Source organism: Halomonas sp. 707B3, from assembly GCF_024158645.1.
Taxonomy (GTDB): Bacteria; Pseudomonadota; Gammaproteobacteria; order Pseudomonadales; family Halomonadaceae; genus Vreelandella; species Vreelandella lionensis.
Genome location: NZ_JAMZBE010000119.1, coordinates 1 through 11,045, shown reverse-complemented (window position 1 = coordinate 11,045; position 11,045 = coordinate 1). Strand labels below are relative to the sequence as shown.

General features: G+C 55.0%; 8 protein-coding genes and 1 pseudogene. 6 read left to right on the top strand and 3 right to left on the bottom strand.

The features are described 5' to 3' along the window. Positions 1–100 precede the first annotated feature (100 nt). The 5 genes and pseudogenes from BIS10_RS19050 to BIS10_RS14155 form a co-directional block, all read left to right on the top strand. Positions 101–229 (top strand): annotated as a pseudogene (locus BIS10_RS19050) (efflux RND transporter permease subunit); the annotation flags it as partial. A 17-nt stretch (positions 230–246) separates the two neighbouring features. Continuing rightward, positions 247–603 (top strand): P-II family nitrogen regulator, encoded by a 357-nt coding sequence (locus BIS10_RS14170; RefSeq protein WP_035561679.1) that lies wholly within the window; start codon positions 247–249, stop codon positions 601–603. Positions 604–807: 204 nt separating this feature from the next. Further along, positions 808–2,028, top strand: a complete 1,221-nt coding sequence (locus BIS10_RS14165) for a TolC family protein (protein ID WP_239392741.1) — start codon at positions 808–810, stop codon at positions 2,026–2,028. A 21-nt stretch (positions 2,029–2,049) separates the two neighbouring features. Continuing rightward, a complete protein-coding gene (locus BIS10_RS14160) occupies positions 2,050–3,333 on the top strand; it encodes an efflux RND transporter periplasmic adaptor subunit (protein WP_239392742.1) in 1,284 nt (427 codons plus the stop codon). Between the two features lie 14 nt (positions 3,334–3,347). After that, the gene (locus BIS10_RS14155) at positions 3,348–6,545 is read left to right on the top strand and encodes an efflux RND transporter permease subunit (RefSeq protein ID WP_253506070.1); all 3,198 of its coding nucleotides are present in this window, start codon (positions 3,348–3,350) and stop codon (positions 6,543–6,545) included. 52 nt (positions 6,546–6,597) lie between these two features. Here BIS10_RS14155 and BIS10_RS14150 read toward each other — a convergent pair whose 3' ends face one another. Beyond that, positions 6,598–7,920: an ATP-binding protein gene (locus BIS10_RS14150; RefSeq protein WP_253506068.1), complete on the bottom strand. Its 1,323-nt coding sequence runs from the start codon at positions 7,918–7,920 to the stop codon at positions 6,598–6,600. A gap of 29 nt (positions 7,921–7,949) precedes the next feature. Continuing rightward, positions 7,950–8,621, bottom strand: coding sequence for a response regulator transcription factor (locus tag BIS10_RS14145; protein WP_035561696.1), 672 nt, complete (start codon positions 8,619–8,621; stop codon positions 7,950–7,952). A gap of 383 nt (positions 8,622–9,004) precedes the next feature. Here BIS10_RS14145 and BIS10_RS14140 point away from each other — a divergent pair, with 383 nt between their 5' ends. After that, a complete protein-coding gene (locus BIS10_RS14140; protein WP_035561699.1) occupies positions 9,005–10,330 on the top strand; it encodes an IS1182 family transposase in 1,326 nt (441 codons plus the stop codon). Positions 10,331–10,682: 352 nt separating this feature from the next. Here BIS10_RS14140 and BIS10_RS14135 read toward each other — a convergent pair. Next, positions 10,683–11,045, bottom strand: a 363-nt coding sequence (locus tag BIS10_RS14135) for a transposase (protein ID WP_253506066.1), incomplete at its 5' end; no start/stop codon positions are given.

Genomic DNA, 11,045 nt, shown 5'->3' with positions numbered 1-11,045 from the left:
CCATTTTGGATAGCGGCTGTTGGTGCTTGGTGAACGGTGTAAGGTCCTGAAACTATAGCACTTTCAGCCGCTTTCTTTTATCCCCTCATGAGAAATCCGAGCTAATGTCCAACGGCCACTGGCAACGGTTGTGGTTGGCGGTCTGATCACTTCAACGCTGCTGACGCTGGTGGTGTTGCCCAGTGTGTACCAGTGGTTTGCATCTGAACGTCGTGACGTTTCAGTCTGATAGTCAGGAGACGGTTTATGTATGAAATAAAAGCGTATGTCAGAGAAGTGATGGCAGAGCATGTGGTTGATGCTCTGGCCAAAGTTAAGGGGGTGGCAAGTATTGCTGTCGTGTCTCTCGGCGAATTTGGTCATCTGGTCGGCGATGAGTCGCCTCTGGAGAAAGTGAAGATGGTCAAGCTGGAAATAGACGTAGCGACCGATGATGTCGCTGGTGAAGTTGTGGAACTCATTGTCAGAACGGGCAGAACCCAGGAAGGGCACCCGGGTGACGGCAAGGTGCTTGTATCCCGCCTGGTTCGGGCTGTTCGTATCGACGATGGTGCGACCGACGAGAGCGCACTTCAACCGGCATCAAACCAGCGCTTTTCCTAGATTGGATGGCGGCATCGTGGCCATGAGTCGCGTTGCCGCTTCTCCCCGCCCTTATTGAGGAGCACTTTCAAGTTCCCTGAGCTAATGCCTTCCAAATTCAAGTTCATTTCAACCTTTTCACTTACTATCTCCACCTCTACCTACTTTGTCATGGACGCCTCGCGCCCATGAATTGTGGCTATTTACCCCTTCGGGAGAAAGTCGATGAAGGCAAGCAAGCACTCGCCCAGGGCGTTGCTGTGTTCAGTACTATTGTCTATTCCTCTGTTCGGTCAAGCGGAGACTGTGAATTGGACAAACTGGCTCACTGGCCAGATAAGCAAGCATCCGGATGTCATGGCGGCGACAGAGCAGGCGGCAGCCCGGAATGCGGATGCTGAGGCAAACGAACAACCGCTGTACAACCCGGAACTGTCAGTGGGAGCAGACAGAACGGGCAGTGAAAACAACTTTGAGGCAGGGCTGTCACAAACGATCGATTGGTCTGATCAACAGGGCGCATTACAGGAGAAGGCAAAGCTGATCAGGCTGTCTGCGCAAGCTGGCTTGAGCGAAGCAGTTCTGACACAAACGTCTGAATCATTGTTTGCGCTTGTCGAGTGGCGCGCGGCGACGCGTGCCGAAGAAATTGCGGAATCCCAGCAACACCGTCTGGATGCCTTGCTGGAGCAGGTTGAGCAACGCCAGCAGGCGGGCGACCTGGGGCGTGCCGATGCAGAGCTTCTGTTTCTAAATCTATCCCGTCAGTTGAGCGAAGTCGCCCAGGCAAAGGCCGCAGTTGATCGGGCAGAAACTCAGGTTCAAGAACGTCTGCCGGACTGGAGGCCTCAGGATGGGGGAATCCCCGAGTATATATGGCCAGCGCTGGAGTCCCAGATTGGTGAGGCTGATCTGCTGTCACACCCGTCAATTGCAGTCGCTCGAGCCGAGTGGCAGGTGCTGAAAAGTGAGGCAGAGGTTGCGAGACGCAAAGCCACAGCATCGCCGACAGTAGGGCTGAGCGGAGGGCGTGACGGCGGCGAGAACGTGGTTGGCCTGACATTCTCGATCCCTCTGAACGTCCGTAATAACTACAGCGCTGAAATCCGGGCCGCGAATCGACGGGCTCTGGAGGCCGAAGCGCGGTTTCAGGCGCTCTACCGGAAACAACAATATGACCTGGCAGGCGCTCGCGCTTCCTGGAAGCGATACGACAAGCAACTTCGTCGATGGAAAGAACTATCCCAGGGGCGTGTACAGCGAAGTGCTGATTTGCTTGAGAGGCAGTGGCAGGTCGGCGACCTCTCCACCTCTGAGTATCTCCAGGCGCTGGGCCAGCGCGCGGAGAGTCTGAAAACCGGTATTGAACTGGAAAAGCAGGCGCAGCTGGGTCTGATTGAGCTATTGAGTCAGTCTGGCGAACTGATCACCCCCTTCCAACAATAGTCTGGAAACTGGATATTCATTATGAAAAAAGCTCTGATTTCAGTATTCGCATTGACGTTGCTTACAGCCCCACTTTCTTTTGTACAGGCAGAGGAAGATGCTCATCAGGAAGCCGGTCATGATCATGCTGCCAGTGGCGACGATCATCAGGAAGTCACCGGTGAGGAGGGCGAGCATAAGGAAGATCATGGTGAAGAAGGTGAGCATGAAGAGGAAGGTGAGCATGAGGAGGAAGGTGATCATGAAGAGGAAGGGGGGCACGGCCACGAAGACGAGAACGGTGGCCATGAAGAAGCGGCCACCGCAAGCATCAATGCCAAACAGAAAGAGCTCGCCGGCATTGAGGTAGCAACCCTCGAGAGCAAGCGCGTTGACTATGAAATCTACGCTCCCGGTGAGCTGCTGACCAACGGCTATACCAGCTATCACGTGTCCCCCCGGGTTGCCTCAGTGGTGCTGCGGCGTCACGTGGAACTGGGTGAGCACGTAACCAAGGGCCAGCCGCTGGTAACCCTGTTCAGTGAGACGGTGGCACAGGCGCAGGCGGATTACAGGAAAGCTTTTCCTGAATGGAAGCGAATCAGCGGGCTGGGTCGTTCCGTGGTTGGCGATCAGCGGTTCAATACAGCGAAAGCCAACATTGAAGCAGCAAGGGCGACTCTGCTTGCTTACGGGCTGAACGATGATGACATTGGTGCGTTGAAGGCCAGCGGGGTGGATAGTCTCGGTGAATACATGCTCAGGGCTCGCGTGGATGGTGCAGTACTGACCGATGAGTTTGAGCAAGGACAAAGAGTTGAGGCTGGCCAGCCGCTGGTGACTCTTGCTGATGAGAGTGAGCTTTGGGTAGAAGCCCATCTGCCAGCAAGCTCCGACATTGTTCTAGAGAAGGGCGCGGAAGCCGAAGTCAGGGCAGCGGGTCGTGTGGGCGTGGCAACGGTGTCCCAGGAAGCCCACACCATTGATCCTGTGACCCGCACGCGGATTGTCAGGCTGGAGCTGGACAATCCTGAAGATCGTTTTCATCCAGGAATGTTCGCAGATGTGTATTTTCGTTTTAAGACCAGCGAGCCGGTGCTTGCCGTGCCGGAGACTGCATTGATGCGTGGCGCGGACGGCGACTGGACGGTCTATGTGGAAGAGGCCGAAGGCGAGTATGAACCCGTGGAAGTGGAACTGGGCCGCTCAATTGGCGGGCTCCGTGAGGTTTCCGGCCTGGCTGCGGGCCAACGAGTCGTTTTGCGGGGCGCATTTTTTGTGGCCTCTGAAATTGCCAAAGGCGGCTTTGATCCGCACAACCACTGATTCCGGGAGTCATTATGTTCAACCGAGTTGTCGACTGGGCGGTTCAGAACCGCCTGTTGGTTCTTATTGCGCTTGCAGTGCTTATCGCCACGGCCGCGTTTCAGATACCAAAACTGAATCTTGATGCTTTCCCCGACGTTACAAACGTCCAGGTCGCTGTTAATACAGAGGCGCCCGGACTTGCGGCTGAGGAAGTCGAGCAGCTGATCACCTATCCCATTGAAGCGGTGATGTATGCGTTGCCGGATGTTGAGGAGGTTCGGTCCATCTCCAAAACCGGGTTGTCTGGTGTCACCGTGGTCTTTAAAGAGGGCACGGATATCTATTTCGCGCGCCAACTGGTTTTCGAGCGGTTGCAGGCCGCGCGGGAGCTGATTCCGGACGGGGTCGGGGTGCCTGAAATGGGGCCGAATACGTCCGGTCTTGGCCAGGTCTACCAGTACTTGCTGATAGCGGACCCGGATTCGGGGTACGACGCAATGGAATTGCGCAGCTTGCACGACTGGCTGGTCAAACTGTTGCTGATACCGGCTGAAGGGGTTACGGAAATCCTGTCGTTTGGCGGAGAGGTCCGCCAGTACCAGGTTAACCTGAACCCGGCGCGAATGCTGTCCTATGACTTATCACAGAACGATGTCATGGAAGCCCTGGAGAACAACAACTCCAATGTTGGGGGCTGGTATATGGGCCGCGGGCAGGAGCAGTTGGTTATTCGCGGTATGGGCTGGCTGGGTAATGGCGAGCAGGGGCTCGAGCAGATCCGTCAGGTGCCCGTTAAAACCAGTGATGGCATTACAGTGACAGTGAACGATGTCGCCGAGGTAGCGCTGGGCACTGAAATTCGCCAGGGTGCGGTAACCATGACCCGGAAGGATGAAGCCGGTCAGGTTGAACAACTGGGTGAAGTGGTTTCTGGCATTGTACTCAAACGAATGGGGGCCAACACAAAAGCCACCATCGACGGCATCGAGGCCCGCATTGATCGCATAAATCAGGCGCTTCCGAGTGGGGTTCGTTTTGAGCCCTATTACAACCAGGCGGATCTGGTGACCAAGGCCGTAGAGACGGTGACCAATGCACTTCTGTTGGCTTTTGTGTTTATTGCGATCGTGCTTGCCCTGTTTCTGATGAATCTTCGGGCAGCAACGCTCGTGCTGCTTTCTATACCGATTTCTATCGGTATTGCGCTGATGATCATGGCCTGGTTCGGTCTCTCGGCCAACCTGATGTCTCTGGGCGGCATTGCTGTGGCAATTGGCATGCTGGTGGACGGCTCTGTTGTTATGGTCGAGAACATGTTCAAACATCTGACGCATCCGGATGCTGAGCATGACGCCCGTCGGGATGAATTGGTGAAAAACGACCCTGACCCATTGGACGCGTCACACGATGACCATGGCATTGCGCTTCGACTGCAGGAGGCAGGCCGGGAAGTGGCGCGACCAATTTTTTTCGCGACGGCGATTATCCTGGTCGTTTTCATGCCTTTATTCAGCTTTGAAGGTGTGGAAGCCAAGCTTTTCCAGCCAATGGCGATCAGCATCATGCTGGCCATTGTGTCCGCTGTGATCGTCGCTCTGGTGGTTGTACCCGCGCTGGCGTCATACATGTTCCGTAAGGGTATCCGGGAGCGGGAAAGCTTCATTCTAAAACCCCTGGAAAAGCTCTATCGCATGGGGCTTGCCTGGTCACTGAAGCATAGCCGCGTGGTTGTTGGCGCGGCGGCTGTTCTTGTTGTGCTGGCGGCGCTGGTTGTGCCACGACTCGGCACGGAGTTCGTGCCTGAACTGGAAGAGGGCACGATTAACCTCCGGGTGACCCTGGCCCCTTCATCAAGCCTTGATACGGCGCTTGAAGTGGCGCCAAAACTGGAAGCCATGCTGATGGAATTTCCAGAAGTGACCTACGCGCTGTCCCGGGCGGGGCGGGCGGAAATAGGCGGCGATCCGGAGCCCGTCAACAACATCGAAATCTACATTGGCCTCAAGCCAACAGCCGAGTGGACCAGCGCCAGTAATCGCTATGAATTGCAGGCCCTGTTTGAGGCGAAGCTCGAACAGCACCCGGGGCTACTGTTTAACTTTTCTCAGCCTATTGCAACTCGGGTTGACGAATTGTTGTCTGGTGTCCGCGCGCAGTTGGCCATCAAACTCTTTGGCCCGGATCTCAAGGTGCTGGCCGAGAAAGGCCAACAGATCGAAGCGGCGGTCCGAACTGTTCAGGGGACCCGGGACGTGGCCATGGAGCAGATTGCCGGTGAAGCGCAGTTGGTGGTTCAGCCAGACCGTCAGGCACTTTCCCGGTACGGACTCGCCGTGTCTGATGTGATGAGTGTCGTCCGGGACGGACTGGGTGGTGCCGCCGCGGGCCAGATCATCAACGGAAATGAGCGGTACGATATCTATGTGCGCCTGGCCAAACGTTTCCGGGAAGACCGGGATGCCATTGCTGATCTCAGGTTGCAGGCGCCTTCCGGAGCCTGGGTGAGACTCGGTGATGTGGCCGATGTGTCTATTGAGTCCGGCCCGCCCCAGGTGCGCCGCGACGACGTTCAGCGCCGTGTGGTCATTCAGTCCAATGTGCAGGGTCGTGACATGGGCAGTGTGGTTGCCGATATTCAGGATACCATCGCGTCAGAAGTGAACCTTCCCCCCGGCTATTCGGTGGATATTGGTGGTCAGTTCGAAAACCAGCAGCGAGCTCAGAAACGATTGACCATTGTGGTACCTGTATCTCTGGGGCTGATTGCGCTGTTGCTCTACTTCGCTTTCAGTTCGGTTGGTCAAGCGCTGTTGATTCTGGTCAACGTGCCGCTTGCCGTAATTGGTGGTGTCTTTTCGCTCTGGGTCTCCGGCCAGTATCTTTCAGTGCCCAGTTCCGTTGGATTTATCACACTGTTTGGTGTGGCGGTGCTTAACGGGGTCGTTATGGTCGAAAGCATCAATCAGCGAATACAGGATGGGTTGAGCATGGATGCCGCGGTGTTTGAAGGTGCCGTCTCCCGTTTACGTCCTGTCTTGATGACAGCAATAACCTCGGCGCTCGGCTTGATACCGATGCTGTTGTCGACGGGCGTGGGAGCGGAAATCCAGAAGCCACTGGCCAGCGTGATTGTTGGTGGTCTCGTGACTGCAACTTTCCTGACACTCTTTGTTTTGCCGGTTCTGTTCGGTCGCTTTTCAAGAGCCAAGGTGAGTGATATCCAACGGTAAAAAATGGGAGAAGCCGCGCTGCGTCATCGACGGTTGCCTTTCTGGAGGTTTTCTAATCCGGAAGTGGCAGTAGAATGACAATGCTGGCTCCTCCGTTTTTTGAGGTACCCATGTTCATCTGTCCGAGGTTGTCTTCGACAATCTCGGACACGATGGACAATCCGAGCCCAAAACCGGCGACCGTTTCATCCAGCCTGGTACCCCTGTTCATGACAGTGGCTGCCGCCTCGGGAGAAATTCCGGGGCCATCGTCCGCTACTTCTATGGAGAGTCCTGATGACGTGCGGACGATTGTAACGTCGACGGTTGTCTGGCACCACTTCCCGCCATTTTCGAGTAAATTGCCAAGTAGCTCTGAAAGATCCTGCCGTTCCATTGGCCAGTTGAAGTTTTCAGGTAAGGTGGTGTGGAGGCGGAAAACCGTATCAGGGAATATTTTTTCCATAACGGTGATGACACTTGCCGTGATTTCAACCGGCATGCACGTCCGTCCCATCTGTCTGCCTGATATGTCTGCTTTGCTCATCCGGTATTTCAGGGATTTGTCAAGCTCCCGCAAGTTAGAGGCCATAAACACAACATCCTCCCGGGACGGAGGCAAGGTATCGATATCCGACAAAATGGCAAGATTGGCAGAAATAGAGGTTTTGACCAGGTGAGAGAGGTCGGAATTCAGGCGGCGGTGGCGGTCCAGCCGCCGGTTTGACAGCTCGAGCAAATCATTGAGCTGCCGGATCAGCGGACGAAACTCTTCCGGCACGTGAGGGTTCAGGCGACTTTGTTTCCCGGATTGGAGCCGTCTTAGATCCTCTTTTATCTTACTGATGGGCTTTAACGTCAGATGTGTGGTGGTTCCAATCAGAGCCAGCAGTATCGCCAGCAGAACGGCCGAGGCGCCGAGCAAAGTCAGGTGGGCCTTCAGCGGTCGTTCAGAGAGCGCCCCCTCGGTTTCAAGAACGGTGATTGAGGCCAGCTTTTCAGTAGCGGTGAACGTACGTCTAAGCCCAAAAAGCGTGTTCGCACCCTGCGCTATGTGGATGAAACCCTCGGGCTTCTCTGCAGCGCCCTGCAGTTGGCTCTGGTCAAAGTTCGGGCTCGCCAGGACGCTTCCGCTAGCCGTTTCGATGACGATGGCATGCCCCAGAAGCATTTCAAACTGATTGATCATGTTGCTGAGGTCGTCGGTTGTGGGGGATTCAGCCTCAATGATTGCCTGAAAGTTTCCCAGCTCTTTGTTCAGGTGTTGCTTCCTGGACTCGTCCGATAGTTGCTTTATCACGTAGGTGTGTGAAAAGAATATCAGAGTAAAATATACGAGGCTGAAAACAGCCCCATACTGAATGGCTGTTCTGCGGATACTTTTCGGAGCAGACATATTTTAACCTGGTTGGTTCACTCGGGCGTTCAGCGGTTAGGATCTTTTTCGAAGAAGTAGCCCTGGCCACGCAAAGTCTTGATTTTATTGCCCCCTATTATTTTTCTGAGCCTGGCTATATAGACCTGAACAACATTTCTGGTGGGGCATCTTTCTATGTTGTAGAGGGTTTCAACCAGGTCGTCCTGGGAAAATACCCTGTCTGGTGAACGCAGGAAACACTGCAAAAGGCGGAATTCAGTGGCTGTCAGTCTGAACTCTTTCTGGTCGGGCGTGGTCAGCGTTCGGTAGGTGGCGTTGAGATGAAATCCGTCGACGCTGATCTGGTCTGTCGTTCTGCCGTCCTTTCTTCGGATAATCGCACTGAGCCGGGCTTTCAGTTCATCAAACTCAAACGGTTTGGGAAGGTAATCATCAGCTCCCGCATTCAACCCTTCTACTCTCTCAGTCCAGTTGGAGCGTGCGGTCAGAATAAGGATGGCCTCTTTTTTCCCGTTTTTTCTCCATCTTTGCATTAAAGAAAGTCCATTTTCATCGGGCAGTCCGATATCGAGAATAACGGCCTGGTAGGAGCTTGTTTCAATCAACGAGTCCGCTTCTTTGCCGGTTTTGGCGATATCGACTGTGTAGTGCGCCTGCGCAAGCCAGTCCGATATTCTTTTGGCAAGTACCGCATTGTCCTCAACAATCAGAATTTTCATTTGTAAGCGCCGTTTTTCGAGGTGGGAAAGTTTCGCCAGTCTGCCATGGATTGTACCAGTAACGGCAACTCCCCAGAAAAACAGCAACCCGTTAAAAATGGGGGGTTACCGGTCGACTTTTCAGTTTGATTTCAGTTGCACCGGGTAGCGTCAACAATCGAGCCACGAACGCGAGAAGCTGTATATACATGGTTTTAGGAGCAACCTATGAGCGATAGACATTTCTATGCAGGTGTGTCCAGGCGCCGCCTTATACAAGGAGCTGCCACAATGGGACTTCTTGCCGGTTTCGACAGTTTGTTACCGGCCTATGCTAGGAGTCTGCGCGGCAGGAGCCACCTTCTGGCATAATACGTAAAAATTCTTCAGCACCGGAGAATCCGATGGGAACCACCTTCCGCCCCTATTCACCTGATCAGGAACTGCTTCTTCCCCCGAGCCTGAACGAGTGGCTGCCCGAAGGGCATCTGGCCTATTTCATCAGTGACGTGGTCGAGGAACTGGATCTGAGTGCCTTCTACGCCCGGTATGAAGGGAGCGGTCGGCGCAACTCGCCTTTCGATCCGCGGATGATGTTGAAGGTGTTGATCTATGCGTACGCGACCGGCGTGTTTTCATCACGAAAGATCGCCCGGAAGTTGGAAGAAGATGTCGCCCTTCGGGTCCTGGCGGCTGGCAATTTCCCCAGACACCGCACTATCTGCGATTTTCGCAAGCAACACCTGGCTGCGTTCAAGGCCGTATTTATTCAGGTGGTCCGGATCGCCCAGGAAGCGGAATTGGTTACTCTCGGTACGCTGGCGATTGATGGCACCAAGGTCCGGGCCAACGCCAGTAAGCACAAGGCCATGAGCTATGACCGCATGCGGGAGGAAGAAGCCCGTCTGTCAAAAGAGGTTGATGAGCTTTGTGGCCAGGCTCGCCGTGTGGATGAATCGGAAGACCAACAGTTTGGCCCGGATCAGCGGGGCGACGAGTTACCCGAAGAGCTTCAGCACCGTCAGGGGCGGCTGGACAAGATCCGGGCAGCGAAGGAGAAACTGGAAGCGGATCAAAAAACGCAAGATGAGGCCAAAGGCCGGCATCCAGACGATGATCGCCGCTCACCCAAGGGTGGCCGGAACTTCAAGAGAGATTATGGAGTTCCGGAGGACAAGGCTCAGAGTAACTTTACCGACCCCCAAAGCCGGATCATGAAAACGAATGATGGGTTCCAGCAATGCTATAACGGCCAACTGGCCGTGGATGGCGAGTTCCAGATCATCGTGGGCAACCGCCAGGGTAACAACCCCAGTGATAACGGCTGTCTGGTGCCGCTGCTGGGCGAGGTAAAAGAAACTCTGGGAAGTTACCCAGGCCAATGTCTGGCTGATGCGGGTTATCGCAAAGAGGAAGACTTGCAGGCATTGGAGACAAAAGGCATAGATGGCTACGTCTCGCTGCGCCGGGAAGGCAAAAAAACCGGAGATATAAACGCGAGCCGGTACCCGGCGACGGCCCGCATGGAGGAGAAGCTTACCACGGCGGAGGGGCGAGCAGTCTACGCTCAGCACAAGCACATGGTTGAGGCGGTGAATGGCTGGATCAAGAATGTCCTGGGCTTCCGGCAGTTCGGCTTGCGGGGCCTTCAGGCGGTGCAGGGTGAATGGGATCTTGTCTGTCTGTCGCTCAATCTCAGGCGCATGAGTTCACTGATGAGGTTGGCATAAGTCGCTGAGGCAGCCTTTGGCTCACGGTAGGTACAGCTGGGGCCCTGCGATGCCCCTTTTAACCGGTTAACTGGCTGGATCGAAAGCGATGATGGAGCCGATCCGATATCGCGAACACTCCTTCCGGCCAGACAATGATCCGGTCTGGCGGAAACGAGGGCTCAAAACGTTTCTGCCGCGCAGACTCCTAGCCCGGATTTCTCATAGGTCCCCGGCAAGTCTCGCAGACTGTGCAGGTTACCGCCACTACCGCTCATTTGCGGCCGCGATTGATTAATAACTGATCAATTTCTGTTGTCCGGACACACGGCCCCCTTTCCCCCATTGAGTCGGGCCGGGGGAGCCCAGGCTTCTATTCCGGAACCAGTTGACGCACCAGGTCAGAGAGTTCGTCTTTGTAAGGATAGGCATCGCTCATCAACACCCGTATGCGTCGAGTGTTGCGAATGATGACCGCGCCCACCTTGATCAGCTTCAGCCGCAGGTTACTGGCGCTCATTCTCTCGAAGGGGGTCTTCTTCAAGTGGGCCCGTAATCGCTCGAACAACGTGTAGGCAAAGCCCGATAAGAGCAACCGCCACTGATTGGTCCACCACCGCGTGCTGGAGGTGCGATCTGCGAACAGACACAACTGCTGATCCTTGATCCGGTTTTCCATGTCACCCCGGGCACAGTATTGCTCGTAGTAGAGTTTAACGCCGTCGTCGTAACGGGA

Bases quoted from the DNA above. Each gene is read 5' to 3' on its own strand.
- BIS10_RS14170 (WP_035561679.1), top strand. From the start codon at position 247: ATGTATGAAATAAAAGCGTATGTCAGAGAAGTGATGGCAGAGCATGTG.
- BIS10_RS14165 (WP_239392741.1), top strand. From the start codon at position 808: ATGAAGGCAAGCAAGCACTCGCCCAGGGCGTTGCTGTGTTCAGTACTA.
- BIS10_RS14160 (WP_239392742.1), top strand. From the start codon at position 2,050: ATGAAAAAAGCTCTGATTTCAGTATTCGCATTGACGTTGCTTACAGCC.
- BIS10_RS14155 (WP_253506070.1), top strand. From the start codon at position 3,348: ATGTTCAACCGAGTTGTCGACTGGGCGGTTCAGAACCGCCTGTTGGTT.
- BIS10_RS14150 (WP_253506068.1), bottom strand. From the start codon at position 7,920: ATGTCTGCTCCGAAAAGTATCCGCAGAACAGCCATTCAGTATGGGGCT.
- BIS10_RS14145 (WP_035561696.1), bottom strand. From the start codon at position 8,621: ATGAAAATTCTGATTGTTGAGGACAATGCGGTACTTGCCAAAAGAATA.
- BIS10_RS14140 (WP_035561699.1), top strand. From the start codon at position 9,005: ATGGGAACCACCTTCCGCCCCTATTCACCTGATCAGGAACTGCTTCTT.